Consider the following 14,494-nt stretch of genomic DNA (forward strand, 5'->3'; position numbering starts at 1 on the left):
AAACCGTCATGTCGATCGTCTCCATAGATGCCTGGGCAGATGGGCCGGACGTATTCGGCTTTCCGCCTGCGTGCACTGATGAAGTTGATCGCGAGGGCCGGGTTTCTGTGATCAGCGGACCGAAAGCAGCTGCTGAAGATGGCATGGCTTATTATTGATGTTCACTGGCACGGCAAGGCGACCGCTGATCATGACAATGGCCGCCTTACTGATGAGGATCATGATACCCACGGTGACCATCTACACGTGCACCTGACTTCGAGTCGACTGCGTTTCGTGACGTAGCGACTATGCAGATCAGTAGCCTAACGCTTGGGTACTTACCTCTTCCGCGCCCAGCCATTGCCCTGTCTTGCGGTGAATGCTTAGCGCACGAGGGTGACCGCCATGCGGTATGAGGACCAGGTCTAGCGCAGAGTTGGCAGCCTCGCCGGGCTCGACACCCACGCGATACACCACGATGCGAGCAAAGGTATCGGCCACGAGTTGCCGTGCTTTCAGCCGTGCATCGTAATCCTGGCTCTTCACGCCGATCACCAGTTCACGCCAAGCATCGGCGGTCGTCGGTGCCTTTCGAGACACAGCCGCCCATTCCGCGTCGGCCTCGGCCATCTCCTGCCGCAGGCGCTCCCCTTCATCCTCCAGTTCGCGGACCTTGCGAAGGATGATCGCCGGCGCTGCACCGTCATCCTGCATCAAAGCATCGGTCAAGCGCTTGAGTTGCGTCTCCATGTCGGCGACGCGTGCTTTGGCGGCGGTGAGCTTCTGACGAGCTGGCGGATCGACGGAGCCGCGATCCAATAGGGCATCCAGGTTGATCTGGTCCGAACAGAACTCCAGCAGCGCCCGTTCGATCGGTGCGATGCTCGTGCTGCCACCCACCGAACAACGACGATAAGCCTGCCCGGAGCCGCAAGACAGGCGGCGATAGGTGTCATGGACCCGGCCGTCGTCGTCCTTTTTCCGGCTCATGAGGTTCTGGGCCACCATGGCCGACCCGCAATACCCGCACTGGGTGAGGCGTAGCCCAGTAATGATGCCCGGCAGTTCGCCTTTACCCTTGCGCCGACCAGGCTGCCGGATCTGGCCTTGCAGTTCGTCGAAGGCTTCCGGACTCAGGATGGCTGGGTAGTAGTCGGACAGCGCGTACTCGACGCCATCGACCGACAGGGTCTTCGTACCTCGCAGGGCGGGTAGGCGAAACACCTTATACAGGTGCGTCGCCCGGGTCCCTTTGTCCGAGACGGAGAGTCCCGCAGCATTGAGACGATCGACAATGGCCACCGCCCCATGCCCGGCCCGGAACAAGTCGATGGCCATCCGGACAGCGTCGACCCGTTCCGGGATGAGCTGCCAGCTACCCGACTGCCAGGTGAGCCATTGGGGATCCTGGCCATTGCGGATGCGACCGCGATAGGCGCCGGCCACCCACTGCTCGCACTGACGACGAATGGCCGCCTTGACCCGCTTGCTCTTGGTATCGCTTTCCTCATACGCCCGGATCATCACCAGCAGGCTGTAGACCAGCTCCATGGGGTTGGCTTTGAGTCCCTCCCGGTTGTATTCCCGGTCATCGCTGGCGGTCACCACCGTGATACCGGCATTGATGATCTGGGCGAGCTGTGCCTGGGCCTGGAGCGGTTCGGCACGGCTCAAGCGATCCAGGCCCTCCACGACCAGCACGGACCCGGCGCCAATGCGGCCCTCGTCCACGGCACGGAGGAAGGTGCCCAAGGCGCCTTGCTTTACATGACGCTGGTGGTAGGCGCTCAATCCTTCGTCGCGGAGGGAGAGCGAATCATCGAGCTGTAGCTGCTGGCGCTTGGCCCAGTTGGCCGCATACTCGGTCTGGCGATCGGCACTACCGCCGGTGGACTGTCGAGCGTCACTGAAGCGTAAATAGCTATAAACCTTGATGTTTGCGTCCACGTGAAGCATCGATCCTTGAGCAAGTTATGAAGTCTATATTGGATATCATTTGGTTGCCCAAAGAAGAAGTAACCAAGAAGAAAGGGCACCCTGCTTGGCGCCCTCAGCAGCTGCGCTGCTGAGGGTCCGTGAGGGCTGGCCGGGCTTTTTGACAGGGCATCCATGCCCTGATCAAAAAGGCGAGGACTCCTGTCCTCGCCCCCCTGCGGGGGCCTTTTCGTCCAGCCCTCACCGCCGGCGCCAAGGGGACCCGGTAGATCAAGAGCAAAAGCGCGCAAGCGGAACGCCGCGGCTGCGCCGCGTGCTCTTCGCTGGATTTTCGCCTCGCCCGACATCCCCCTCTCCCCGCCGGGGAGAGGGTTGGGGTGAGGGGCGGGGCTTGCGGGAACGGTCGGGCAAGCCGCGTCCATGCTGACCCCCACCATCATCGCCACCGCCGCCCTGATCTGGCTCGGCCTGCTCTTCGGCGTCGCGCTGCTCGGCGAACGCCGCCCCGCACTCTTCGAAAAACGCTGGTCCATCGTCTACGCCCTGTCGCTGGCGATCCACTGCACCTCATGGACCTTCTACGGCACCGTCACCCAGGCCAGCCGCTCCGGCTGGTGGCTGCCGCCGACCTTCGTCGGCGCCATCCTGATGTACCTGTTCGGCATCGCCGTGCTGCGGCGGCTGGTGCAGCTGGCGCGCGATTACAACGCCGGTTCGCTGGCCGACCTGATCGCGGTGCGCCTCGGCCGCCATTCCGGCCTTGCCGCGCTGGTGACCGTGGTAGTGCTGATCGGCATCGTTCCGTATATCGCCTTGCAGCTGAAAGCGGTGGCGATGAGTTTCGCCATGCTCGGCCGCGGCCAGGTGGCCGAGTCGCCGCCGTGGCAGGACAGCGCGCTCTACGTCGCGCTGCTGATGGCCTTGTTCGCCATGCTGTTCGGCACCCGCCGCGCCTCCACCATGGCGCACAACCGCGGACTGGTGCTGGCGATGGCGTTCGAATCGCTGTTCAAGCTGGCGGCGATGCTGGCGCTGGGCAGCTTGCTGTTCGCGCTGCCGCCGGCGGGTGTGGCGGCAGCCGCGCCGCCGCCGCACGACAGCGCGGGTTTTCCGGCCATGATCCTGCTCGGCGCGCTGGCCATGTTCACCTTGCCGCATCAGTTCCATGCCGGCGTGGTGGAATGCCGTGACGGCGCGCACCTGCGCACCGCGCGCTGGCTGTTCCCGCTGTACATGCTGCTGATCGCGCTGCCGATCCTGCCGCTGGCGCGGCTGGGCGATGCCTGGCTGGCGCCCAGCGGCGTGCCGTCCGATCTCTATGTGCTGGCCTTGCCGATGGCGCGCGGCCAGCACGGCCTTGCGCTGCTGGCTTTTCTCGGCGGCCTCAGCGCGGCGACCAGTATGGTGGTGGTGGCGACGCTGGCGCTGAGCCTGATGGTGGTCAATCACCTGATCGCGCCGTTGCGCGTGCAGGCAGGCTGGGGGCGCGGCGAGCATGGCGATCTGCGCGGGCAGGTGATCAACCAGCGCCGCGTGGCGATCCTGGCGGTGATCCTGCTGGCCTGGGCCTACAGCCGCGTGCTGGCGCGCAACGACGTGCTGGCGGATATCGGCGCGATTTCGTTTTCGGCGCTGGCGGGATTGGCGCCGGCGCTGCTCGCCGCGGTGTACCGGCCGCAGCTGGGGCCGCGCGCGGTGGCGGCGGGCCTGGCCGCGGGCACGCTGGTGTGGTTCTACGTGCTGTTGCCGGCGATGTTTCCCGCGGCGGCGACGTGGTGGAGCGGCTGGCCGTACGGTCTGCATTGGCTGGCGCCGGACGGCTTGCTGGGATTGGGCGAATGGAGCCGCCTCGGGCGTGCCGTGGCGGCGGGTCTGGCCGCCAACGTGGCGGTGATATTCGCGGTAGCCGGCTCGCGCTTCGGCCGCGCACGCAAGCCCGCGGCGGTGGGCAGCATCGGCGTCGCCGAACTGCACGCGCTGGCTTCGCGCTTCCTGCCGGCCGAGCGTGTGGCGCATCTGTTCGAAGACGCACCGTCGCACGGCAGCGCCAGCGCGGCGCGCGTGGCCGAGGTGGAGCACGAGCTGGCCGCGGTGATCGGCGCCGCCTCCGCGCGCCTGCTGCTGGAAGTGGTGCGGCAGCAGCGGCGCGACGAGCTGGACACCGTCGCCGCCATCGTCGGCGAGGCCGCGCAGGATCTGCGCTTCAACCAGCGCGTGCTGGAAGCGGCGCTGGAAAACATGAGCCAGGGCATCTGCGTGGTCGACGCGGAACTGCGCCTGGTGGCGTGGAACCGCCGCTATGCCAGCCTGTTCGGCTATCCCGACGGACTGCTGCAGGTGGGGCGGCCGGTGGCGGACCTGACGCGCTACAACGTGGCGCGGGGCATGATCGGCGCGGGCGACGTCGAAGCGCGCGTGCAGCGGCGCCTGACCCATATGCGCGCCGGCACGCGGCATCTGTCCGAACGCAGTTTTCCCGATGGCACGGTGGTGGAGATCCGCGGCAATCCGATGCCGGGCGGCGGCTTCGTCGCCACCTTTACCGACGTCACCGCGTTCCGCCATGCCGAGGATGCGCTGCGCGGCGCGAACGAGACACTGGAGCTGCGCGTGGAAGAACGCACGCGTGCATTGGCCGATGCCACCGCCGAGGCGCAGCGCGCGAACGCCGCGAAAAGCCGCTTCCTCGCCGCCGTCAGCCACGACCTGATGCAACCGCTGCATGCCGCGCAACTGTTCGCGCATGCGCTGGCCGAGCGCGGCGGCGAAGCGGCCACGGTGCGCCATCTGCAAGGTGCGCTCGCGGCGACGGAAGGCTTGCTGGCGGGCCTGCTGGACATCGCGCGCCTCGAAGGCGGCCGTCTGCGCGCGCAGCCGCGCGAGTTCGCGCTGAGCGAAGTGCTCGGGCCGCTGGCGGCGGAATTCCAGGCCATGGCGCTCGATCGCGGCATGCGGCTGGGCGTGGTGGACAGCGCGGCCTGGGTGCGCTCGGATCCGTTGCTGCTGCGCCGGGTGCTGCAGAATTTCCTGTCGAACGCGCTGCGCTATTCGGAACGCGGACGCGTGCTGCTCGGCCTGCGCCGGCACGGCGAATACCTGCGGCTGGAAGTGTGGGATACGGGGCCGGGCATTGCGCCGGAAGAGCGCGAGCGCATTTTCCAGGCGTTTCACCGCTTGAACCACGCGGGCGGGCAGGGGCTGGGCCTGGGTTTGTCGATCGCGCAGCGCATGGCCGCATTGCTCGAACATCCGCTGGGCCTGCGCTCGTGGCCGGGGCGCGGCAGCGTGTTCCATCTCGACGTGCCGCGTGCGCAGCCGGTGTCCGCGCCGGCGGCTGCGGCGGACATCGCGCAAGGCGTGGCGGCCGGCCGCGCCGTGGTGCTGGACAACGAACCCGCCGCGCGCACCGCGCTGGCCACGCTGCTGCAGGGCTGGGGCTGGCAGGTGCACGTCGCCGCGCAGCCGCGCCAGGCGATGGATGCGCCATGGCCGCCGGATCTGTTCGTGCTCGACTATCACCTCGACCACGGCGTCACCGGGCTGGACGTGCTGCGCGCATTGCGCCGCGAACGTCCCGCCGTGCCGGCTGTGATCCTCACCGCCGATCGCGACGGCGAACTGCGCCAGCGCATTCTCGACGCCGGCGCGATGGTGCTCTACAAGCCGCTCAAGCCGCTGGCCATGCAGCAGGTGCTGCAGCGGCTCGCCACGGCGATGGTCTGATCACAGCGCCGGTTCGCTCAGCGCCAAGGAATTCAGCAGCACGCTGGCCTGGGTGCGGTTGCGCACGCCGAGCTTTTCGAAGATGGCGGTGACGTGCGCCTTCACCGTGCGCTCCTGGATCGACAGGCGGTCGGCGATCTGCTTGTTGAGCAGGCCTTCGCCGAGCAGGGTGAGCACGCGGTATTGCTGTTCGGTGAGCCGCGCCAGGCGCGCGGCCAGATCCGCATCGGCCGGATCGGCCGGCAGCGCCGCCACCGCCTGCGCCAGCGCCGGCGGCAGCCAGGTGCCGCAGGCGAGCACGGTGCGCACGGCGTCGCCGATATCGGCGGGCGAGGCGCTCTTGGCGATGAAACCCGCGGCGCCGTGGTCGAGCACGCGGCGCACGGTGCGCGCCTCGTCGTGCGCGGACACCACCAGCACGGCCACGCCCGGATGCTGCCCGCGCAGCGCGGCCAGGCCCGAGAGTCCCTGGCTGCCGGGCATGTTGAGATCGAGCAGCACCAGGTCGGTGTCCGGTTCGGCCGCCAGCGCGGCGAGCGCGCCGGGCAGGTCGGTGGCTTCGTGGATGCGGCAGTCGGCGACGCTTTCGGTGACGGCCTGGCGCAGGGCCGTGCGGAACAGCGGGTGGTCGTCGGCGATCAGGAGGGTGGGCATGACTTGTGACGTTAGCTTGCGCAGGGCGCGGCGCAAAGCCCCTCTCCCCTTGGGAGAGGGGTTGGGGTGAGGGTACGGGCGGAGCGCAAGAGTGAGGTGCATCGCTCCGGCCGGACCCTCATCCGGCTGCCGCCACCTTCTCTCCCACGGGGACTACCTTCGGGTCGCCGGAGGGAGAAGGATTCCAACTTTGGAACTGAGGAAACCCCGCTGTACCTTCGTACGATAGCGCGCCAACCGCCGGTTGCTATGGTGGCGCGATGACCATCCTCCATCGTTCCTGGCTGTTGCTGGTGCCGCTGCTCGCCGCTTGCGCGGCGCAGCCGCCTTCCTCTCATCGATCGGGACAGGGTTTCATGCAGTCACCGCAGTTCATCGAAGGCGAGGTCCGCGTCACCGAGCACCGCAACGGCGACGACCTGCTGAGCGCGGGGCTGGCCCTGGCCGGCCTGGCGGGCCTGCCCGCGCCGTATGCCGATGCCTTGCATCCCACGCCGCAGGAACTGCGCCGGCGGGCGATCCAGAACAGCTGGAAGGGCATCGCCGATCTCGGCCCGCTCGGCGGCTATGGGCGTGTCTACGGCGCCGTACCCGGAGTGCCGGGCCGCGAGTACCAGGCCTTCGCGCGCATTCCCGGCGCGCATGCGCCGCATCGCGTGCTGCTGCAGGTACCGGATGCTTTCGATACGCACAAGCGCTGCCTGGTGGTCACGGCCTCGTCCGGCTCGCGCGGCATCTATGGCGCGATCGCGCTGGCGGGGGCGTGGGGTCTGCCGCGTGGCTGCGCGGTGGCTTACACCGACAAGGGCACGGGCGCGGGCTATTTCGATTACGCCGACGACACCGGCGTGCAGCTCGACGGCACGCGCGCGCAGCGCGGTGCGGCGCCGCTGGAATTCGAGCCGGCGAAGGCGTCCGCCGATGCTGGCGTCGCCATCAAGCATCTGCACTCCGGCGACAACCCGGAAGCCGATTGGGGCCGCCACGTGCTGCAGGCCGCGCGCTTCGGCCTGGCCATGCTCGATCGCGCCTATCCGGACCAGGCGCCGTTCACGCCGCAGAACACGCGCATCATCGCCACCGGCCTTTCCAACGGCGGCGGCGCGGTATTGCAGGCCGCCGGTCTCGACAGGGAAGGCGTGCTGGCCGGCGTGGTGGCGCTGGAACCGAACGTGCACGTCGAAGGCTATGGCCGCGCGCTCTACGACTACGCCACCGACGCCGCGCTGTGGCTGCCCTGCGCGCTGAGCGACGCACGCTTCGGCAACACGCCGCTGGCGCGCGGCAAGGACGGCAAGCCGCCGGCCGCCTGGCTCGCCCGCTGCGCCAGCCTGCGCGAGCAGGGCCTGGTGAGCGGCGCCACGGCGCAGGCGCAGGCCGCGCAGGCTTATGAGCATCTGCGCGCGGGCGGCTGGACGGATGCCGCGCTGAACGTCGCGGCGAGCACGCAGGCGTTCGATCTGTGGCGCGCGATCGCGGCGGGTTATGCGTCGTCGTATCTGCGCCGCGGCGCGGCGGACGTGCCCTGCGGTTTCCATTACGCCACCACGGCGGAAGCGACGCCGGCCGTGCGTGCCTCGTGGTGGGCCGATGGCGCCGGCATTCCGCCGGGCAATGGCATCGCACTGCTCGGCGGCACCGATGCGTCCGCGGATCCCGCATTGCCCGGCATCCGCTGCCTGCGCGCGCTGTGGGACGGCAACGGCGCCGATGTTGCCGCTCTGCACGCCAGCGTCGCCGCCGCCTCGGCGCGGCTGCCGCGTCCCGGGCTGCCGCTGTGGGTGCTGCACGGCGCCGAGGACGGCCTGCTGCCCACTGCCTTTACCTCCGAGCCCTATGTGGACTGGCTGCGCGTGCACGGCCTGCATCCGCTGTACTGGAAGGTGCCGTACGCGCAGCACTTCGACGCCTTCCTGCCGCTGCCGGGCTTCGGCGACCGCCACGTGCCGCTGCTGCCGTATGGCTACCTGGCGCTGGACCGGCTGTGGAGCCACCTGTACGAGGACGCGCCGTGGCCGCTGCAGGCGCCGGCCCCGCCGGCGGCCCGGCCGCGCGGCGCCGCGGCGCTGGAGCGGGCGGCGCTGGGCCTGCCCTGAGCCGGCCCTCGCCGAGCCAGCGGCGGCCGGCTGGGGTATCCTTGCCGACCTCCGCCAGTCCAAGGAATACCGATGACCATCAACGTGACCCTCACCACCAATCGCGGCCCCATCCACCTGCGCCTGCACGACGACAAGACGCCGGTGACCGTGGCCAGCTTCGTCAACCTGGTGCGCCGCGGTTACTACGATGGCCTGAGTTTCCACCGCGTCATCAACGACTTCATGATCCAGGGCGGCTGCCCCGAGGGCAGCGGCCGCGGCGGCCCGGGCTACAAGTTCGAGGACGAGTTCAATCCGGCCCTGCGCCATGACAAGCCGGGCGTGCTGTCGATGGCCAATGCCGGTCCGCGCACCAATGGCAGCCAGTTCTTCATCACCCATGGCGCCACGCCGTGGCTGGACGGCAAGCACAGCGTGTTCGGCGAAATCGTCAGCGCCGAAGACCAGAAGGTGGTCGACGCCATCCGCCAGGACGACGTGATCGAGAAGGCCACCGTCGAAGGCGACGTGGACGCGCTGCTGGCCGCCCAGGCCGACCGCGTCAAGGAATGGAACGCGATCCTCGACCAGCGCGGCTGAGCCTCGCTTTCCTGCGAACACACGAAGGCCGCAGTCGGCGACGACTGCGGCCTTCGTCCGTTAACGGTGCCGTCACATGCGGCTAGCCGATGCCTACGTAGAATCGGCGGACGCGCCAGACGTGCGCTACCGGGGTAGGTCCTTCAATCTTAGGGAGAGCAAACATGGCATCACTCAATGATCTGCTTGGCGGCCTGGGTAGTCTGCTGGGGCAGGGCGGCCAGGAGGGGCAGGGCGGCTCGCTGATTTCGGTGGCCGGCCAGCTGATCGACAAGGCCGGCGGCCTGCAGGGGCTGCTGAACATCCTGCAGCAGCATGGCCTGGGCGAAGCGGCGCAGTCGTGGGTCGGCACCGGCGCCAACCAGCCGGTATCGGGCGACCAGCTCGGCCAGGCGCTGCAGAACGGCGGCCTGGGCTCGATCGTGCAGGAGGCGGCCGGCAAGCTCGGCGTCAATCCGGGCGACCTGCTGGGCCAGCTGTCGCAGGTGCTGCCGCATGCGGTGGATCACCTCACCCCCGACGGCCAGGTGCCGCAGGGCGGCAGCGGCATCGACCTGGGTTCGCTGGCCTCGCTGGCCGGCTCGCTGTTCGGCGGCAACAAGGCCCAGGCTTAAATCAAGGCCGGATACGAAAAAGCCGCCGGCGGGGCGACCCGCCGGCGGCTTTTTTTCATGCTCAGGCCGTGCGGTTGCGGTTGAACACGAAGTGGTAGATCGCCAGCAGCACCACGGCGCCGATGATCGAACCGATGAAGTGCATGAAGCCCGATGCCGGCCACCAGCCGAGCTGCTCGCCCGCCCAGGTGGAAATGAAAGAGCCGGCGATGCCCAGCAGGGCCGTGATGATGAAGCCGCCCGGGTCCTTGCCCGGCATGATGGCCTTGGCGAGCAGGCCGACGACCAGACCGACGATGATTACCCAAAGCCAATGCATACCCGTTCCTCCGTCATGGTTGGCAACGTCCCCTGAGTACCGCTGGCGGGCGCTTCCTGTTGGCCCGCTGCCCCGGTCCCGGCGGCGCCGTAGCGGCCGGTAGCGTGCGCATCATGCCCCGCCCCGTGGACGAATGCACCGGGTAGTTCCTGCGCCGGCAAGGACTTGCGGCAACACCGGATGCGGCAGCGCCGCATGCTAAAATCCGCGAGTTTGCTGCCTCCGTCCCCCCGAACCAGAGGAAGTCATGCCTCAGCTAGCCCAGCGTGTCGGCCGCGCCAAGCCCAGCGCGATCATGGTCATCGCCGAGAAGGCCAGGCAGCTCAAGGCTGCCGGCCGCGACATCATCAGCTTCTCCATCGGCGTGCCGAATTTCCTGCCGGGCGAGCACGTGTACGAGGCGGCGCGCGAGGCGCTCAAGCACGACTCCGGCCAGTACGGCAGCAACCGCGGCGCCGACGCGCTGCTGGATGCCTTCCTGCAGCACATCGAGGCCCTGGGCTTCAGCGGCTACGGCCGCAGCAACCTCTCCATCGGCATCGGCGCCAAGCAGGTGCTGTACAACCTGGCCGAGGCGATGTTGAACGAGGGCGAGGAGATCTGCTTCGCCGCGCCGTACTGGACCACCTACCACGACATCGCCGACATCGTCGGCGCCAAGGCCAACGTCCTGCACTGCGGCGCGGAACAGAACTACAAGCTGGTGCCGGCGCAGCTCGAGGCCGCGCTGCAGCGCAAGCCGAAGGTGTTCCTGTTCAACAACCCGTCCAACCCCACCGGCATGGTCTACACGCGCGAGGAAATCGCCGCGCTGGCCGACGTGCTGGCGAAGTATCCGGACACCTGGATCATCACCGATGACATCTACAACTCGATGGTGTTCGATGGGTTGGGCTACAACAACTTCGTGTTCGCGCGCCCGGAGCTGCGCGACCGCCTGGTGTTCGTCGACTCGGTGTCCAAGACCTACGGCATGCCGGGCTGGCGCGTCGGCCTGATCGCCGGCCCCGAGTCGGTGGCCAAGGCGGTGACCACGCTCAACTCCAACCACATCACCAGCGTGCCGGAAGTGATCACCGCCGCGGCCGTGGCGGCCTTCGCCGGCCCGCAGGACGTGCCGCGCGCCAAGTGCGAGGAATTCGCCGGCAAGCGCGACGTGGTGGTCGAGGCGCTGAGCGCCATCCCCGGCGTGGTGTGCCCGCGTCCGCAGGGTGCGTTCTATGCGTTCCCGGATATCTCGGTGGCTTTCGGCAAGAGCTACCAGGGCACGAAGATCACCAACGACGTGGAGTTCTGCGCCGTGCTGCTGGAAGCCACCGGCGTGGCCTGCGTGCCGGGTTCGGCCTTCGGCGAGCCGCGCGCGATGCGCATCTCCTACACCTGTCCCACGGCGCAGCTGAAGCCGGGCCTCGAACGCATCCAGGCCTTCTTCGCGCAGCTGAGCTGATCCATCCGTATCGGTGGGTCGTAAGGGCCCGCCAACACCATTCGGTGGGCAAGGCCCACCCGACCATGAAGGAGTGCAAGTGATGAAAGCCCCCGTTCGCGTTGCCGTTACCGGCGCTGCCGGCCAGATCGGCTATGCCCTGCTGTTCCGCATCGCCGCCGGCGACATGCTCGGCAAGGACCAGCCGGTGATCCTGCATCTGCTGGAAATCACCCCGGCGCTGCCGTCGCTGCAGGGCGTGGTGATGGAACTGAACGACTGCGCCTTCCCGACCCTGGCCGGCATCGTCGCCACCGACGACGTCAACGTGGCCTTCAAGGACGTGGACTACGCCCTGCTGGTCGGCGCGCGCCCGCGCGGCCCGGGCATGGAGCGCAAGGACTTGCTGGAAGCCAACGGCGCCATCTTCGGCCCGCAGGGCAAGGCCCTGAACGACCACGCCAAGCGCGACGTGCGCGTGCTGGTGGTCGGCAACCCGGCCAACACCAATGCGCTGATCGCCCAGCAGAACGCCCCGGACCTCGATCCGAAGTGCTTCACCGCGATGGTGCGCCTGGACCACAACCGCGCCCTGTCGCAGCTGGCCGAGAAGACCGGCGCGCACACCACCGACATCAAGAAGGTCACCATCTGGGGCAACCACAGCTCCACCCAGTACCCGGACCTGCACCAGGCTTCGGTGAAGGGCAAGGCCGCGCTCGAGCAGGTCGACCAGAACTGGTACGAGACCGACTTCATCCCGACCGTGCAGCAGCGCGGCGCGGCGATCATCAAGGCGCGCGGCGCTTCGTCCGCCGCCTCGGCCGCCTCGGCCGCGATCGACCACATGCGCGACTGGGCGCTGGGCACCGTGGACGGCGACTGGGTCTCGATGGGCATCCCGTCGGACGGCTCGTACGGCATCGCCCCGGGCGTGATCTACGGCTACCCGGTGACGGTGAAGAACGGCAAGTACGAGATCGTGCAGGGCCTGGCGATCAACGACTTCTCGCGCGCCCGCATGGAAGCGACCGACAAGGAACTGCGCGAAGAGCGCGCCGCGGTCGAGCATCTGTTCGCCAAGAAGTAAGCCGCTTCGGCAGCGAAGCAGAAAAGGGCGGCCTCGGCCGCCCTTTTTTATTGCTGGTGGCTGGCCTGCTGCGCGCATTGCCAGGCGCTGCGCACGTATGCCAGCAGCGCTTCGTCCACCGAGCTGCCGCTGCGCAGGTCCGGCTCCTGCGCATAGGCCTCGCGGATGCGCGCATGCGTGGCGGGGTCGTCGCCGGCATAGGCGCGGAACAGCTCCATCCACCGCCGCGCCTTGGCCTGCACGTGCGGATGCTCCGGCGGCAGGGCGTCTTCCAGCGCGCTGCGCAGTTCGGCGATCAGCACCGGCCAGGCGTGCATCTGCCGGCCGTAGTTTTCCTGCATGCGCTCCATCTCGCGCGCATCCAGGTAGCGCGCGAAGATGGCCAGCCGCGCGGCGACCAGCGCCTGTTCCACGAAGCGCTCCAGCGCCGGCGTGATGCCGCTGCGCTCGCGGATGCCCGGTTCCTGTTCGTTGATGGCCAGCAGGCGCAGCAGGAAGGACGGGTTGTTGCCGGTGCCGCGCCCGATCATGTTCATCCAGCGCAATGCCAGCAGCTGCGCGTCGGCGTCGTGCACGCTGGCGCCGCGGTCCATCGCCGCCTGTATCGCCATCACCAAGGCTTTCCATTCGGGCAGCACGTCGGGGTCGGTATGCAGCGGCAGGGTCTTCAGTTCGTCGGCGGAAAAGTATTTTTCGTACATGGTCATGGTCTCGAGCGTGTCCAGCCAGTCGGCCAGGTCGGGGGGCTGTCCGGCGTCCAGCTGCGTGCGCAGCCGCAACAGCCGCCCGCGCAGCAGCGCGGCCTTGGCCAGCTCGCGGTCGAGGGCGGCGATCTGGCGATCGATCACCTCCGGCAGCGGCGCCTGCGGCCCGGACAGGGCGTCTCCGATGGCGGTCAGCGACAGGCCCAGCTGGTGCAGGGCGCGGATACGGTGCAGGCGTTCGATATTGGCCCGATCGTAGAGTCGATAACCGGCAGCGGAACGCACCGAAGGCTTGAGCAGGCCGATGGCGTCGTAGTGGTGCAGGGTGCGGACGGTAAGCCCGCAACGCCGCGCAAGTTCGCCAACGGTCAGCAGCATGGAGTTCTCCTTCGGTGCGGGCCGCACACTGGGGCCTTACGTTACGTAAGGGTCAAGCGTTCCGATAGCCGTGGCGGCGGGCCTCTGCTAAAACACTTCCCGGTTGCGCCCGGCCGGGCGCGGCCGATCCGACGGGGCCCACCGTGCAAACCATTCTTGTCGCCGACGATCACCCGATGTTCCGCGCCGCGGTGCTGCACGCGCTGCGCGAGGCGCTGCCCGACGGCCGGATGCTGGAGGTGGCGAGCCAGAGCGCCGTCGAGGCGGCGCTGGCCGAGGAGCCGGTGATCGACCTGGTGCTGCTGGATCTGGCGATGCCCGGTGCGATGGGCTTTTCCTCACTGGTGCTGTTGCGCGGCGAGCGGCCCGAAGTGCCGGTGATCGTGATTTCGTCCAACGACCATCCGCGGACGGTGCGGCGGGCGCAGCAGTTCGGCGCGGCCGGCTTCGTGTCGAAGTCCGCGCCGGTCGGGGCGCTGGGCAGCGCGGTGCATGAGGTGCTGGCGGGCGGGAGCTGGTTTCCCGCCGGAAAGGCGGAGCGCAGCGAGGACGATGCGGCGCTGGCGGCGCGGTTGGCGCAGTTGACGCCGCAACAGTTGCGGGTGTTGATGTTGTTGGCCGAGGGCCTGCTTAACAAGCAGATTGCGGATCAGCTTGGGTTGGCTGAGAACACGGTGAAGATTCACGTGACTGCGGTGTTGAAGAAATTGGATTGTCGGTCGCGGACGCAGGCTGCTGTTTTGGCGAAGTCGTTGGACCTCGACGAGTCGCCGTAGCTCGTCATCCCGGTGTGGGCCGGGATCTAGGTTCTTTGTCGCGTTATCGCGATTTGGCCGCTTATGCAGCGGGCATTTCGGACGCCTGCCGGCGCCCGAGTCACTTTCTCTTTGCTGGCCCAAAGAGAAAGTAACCAAAGAGAGAATGGCCTAAGAGCCACTGCTCGCGACGCGACTAGAAGGAGCGGTGGGCGGCTGCGGTAACTTGATTAACC

At 68.2% G+C, this 14,494-nt stretch carries 12 protein-coding genes; 8 read left to right on the forward strand and 4 right to left on the reverse strand.

Annotated features, from left to right (window positions below; all coding sequences use genetic code 11):
• Positions 1-8: 8 nt before the first annotated feature.
• Positions 9-158 carry a hypothetical protein gene (locus FHW85_RS12885; RefSeq protein ID WP_167252101.1) on the forward strand — a complete coding sequence of 50 codons (150 nt, stop codon included), beginning with the start codon at positions 9-11 and terminating at the stop codon, positions 156-158.
• A gap of 139 nt (positions 159-297) precedes the next feature.
• Here FHW85_RS12885 and FHW85_RS12890 read toward each other — a convergent pair whose 3' ends face one another.
• The gene (locus FHW85_RS12890; protein WP_343203700.1) at positions 298-1,929 is read right to left on the reverse strand and encodes a recombinase family protein; all 1,632 of its coding nucleotides are present in this window, start codon (positions 1,927-1,929) and stop codon (positions 298-300) included.
• A 408-nt stretch (positions 1,930-2,337) separates the two neighbouring features.
• On the opposite strand from FHW85_RS12890, the gene FHW85_RS12895 reads away from it, so the two are divergent.
• Positions 2,338-5,640 carry a PAS-domain containing protein gene (locus tag FHW85_RS12895; protein WP_168648499.1) on the forward strand — a complete coding sequence of 1,101 codons (3,303 nt, stop codon included), beginning with the start codon at positions 2,338-2,340 and terminating at the stop codon, positions 5,638-5,640.
• On the opposite strand, the gene FHW85_RS12900 is transcribed toward FHW85_RS12895, so the two are convergent.
• A complete protein-coding gene (locus tag FHW85_RS12900) occupies positions 5,641-6,294 on the reverse strand; it encodes a response regulator transcription factor (protein ID WP_167258802.1) in 654 nt (217 codons plus the stop codon).
• A 260-nt stretch (positions 6,295-6,554) separates the two neighbouring features.
• Here FHW85_RS12900 and FHW85_RS12905 point away from each other — a divergent pair, with 260 nt between their 5' ends.
• The 3 genes from FHW85_RS12905 to FHW85_RS12915 all read left to right on the forward strand — a co-directional run bounded on the left by FHW85_RS12905 (position 6,555) and on the right by FHW85_RS12915 (position 9,586).
• Entirely contained in the window at positions 6,555-8,390 is a 1,836-nt protein-coding gene (locus FHW85_RS12905; RefSeq protein ID WP_168648500.1) for a 3-hydroxybutyrate oligomer hydrolase family protein, read from the forward strand.
• A 72-nt stretch (positions 8,391-8,462) separates the two neighbouring features.
• Positions 8,463-8,972: a peptidylprolyl isomerase gene (locus FHW85_RS12910; RefSeq protein ID WP_167258806.1), complete on the forward strand. Its 510-nt coding sequence runs from the start codon at positions 8,463-8,465 to the stop codon at positions 8,970-8,972.
• A gap of 164 nt (positions 8,973-9,136) precedes the next feature.
• Positions 9,137-9,586, forward strand: a complete 450-nt coding sequence (locus FHW85_RS12915; RefSeq protein ID WP_167258808.1) for a YidB family protein — start codon at positions 9,137-9,139, stop codon at positions 9,584-9,586.
• 61 nt (positions 9,587-9,647) lie between these two features.
• Here FHW85_RS12915 and FHW85_RS12920 read toward each other — a convergent pair whose 3' ends face one another.
• Positions 9,648-9,905, reverse strand: coding sequence for a GlsB/YeaQ/YmgE family stress response membrane protein (locus tag FHW85_RS12920; RefSeq protein ID WP_167258810.1), 258 nt, complete (start codon positions 9,903-9,905; stop codon positions 9,648-9,650).
• A 247-nt stretch (positions 9,906-10,152) separates the two neighbouring features.
• Between FHW85_RS12920 and FHW85_RS12925 the strand changes: the two genes are divergently transcribed.
• Together FHW85_RS12925 and FHW85_RS12930 are read left to right on the forward strand one after the other, a co-directional pair.
• The gene (locus FHW85_RS12925) at positions 10,153-11,352 is read left to right on the forward strand and encodes an aminotransferase class I/II-fold pyridoxal phosphate-dependent enzyme (RefSeq protein WP_168648501.1); all 1,200 of its coding nucleotides are present in this window, start codon (positions 10,153-10,155) and stop codon (positions 11,350-11,352) included.
• Between the two features lie 82 nt (positions 11,353-11,434).
• Positions 11,435-12,421, forward strand: a complete 987-nt coding sequence (locus FHW85_RS12930; protein WP_168648502.1) for a malate dehydrogenase — start codon at positions 11,435-11,437, stop codon at positions 12,419-12,421.
• 47 nt (positions 12,422-12,468) lie between these two features.
• On the opposite strand, the gene FHW85_RS12935 is transcribed toward FHW85_RS12930, so the two are convergent.
• Entirely contained in the window at positions 12,469-13,503 is a 1,035-nt protein-coding gene (locus FHW85_RS12935) for a MerR family transcriptional regulator (RefSeq protein WP_168648503.1), read from the reverse strand.
• A gap of 143 nt (positions 13,504-13,646) precedes the next feature.
• Here FHW85_RS12935 and FHW85_RS12940 point away from each other — a divergent pair, with 143 nt between their 5' ends.
• Positions 13,647-14,279 carry a response regulator transcription factor gene (locus FHW85_RS12940; RefSeq protein WP_343203641.1) on the forward strand — a complete coding sequence of 211 codons (633 nt, stop codon included), beginning with the start codon at positions 13,647-13,649 and terminating at the stop codon, positions 14,277-14,279.
• Positions 14,280-14,494 lie beyond the last annotated feature (215 nt).

Origin of the sequence: Dyella sp. SG609 (assembly GCF_012275375.1) — a bacterium.
GTDB classification, from domain to species: Bacteria; Pseudomonadota; Gammaproteobacteria; order Xanthomonadales; family Rhodanobacteraceae; genus Dyella_D; species Dyella_D marensis.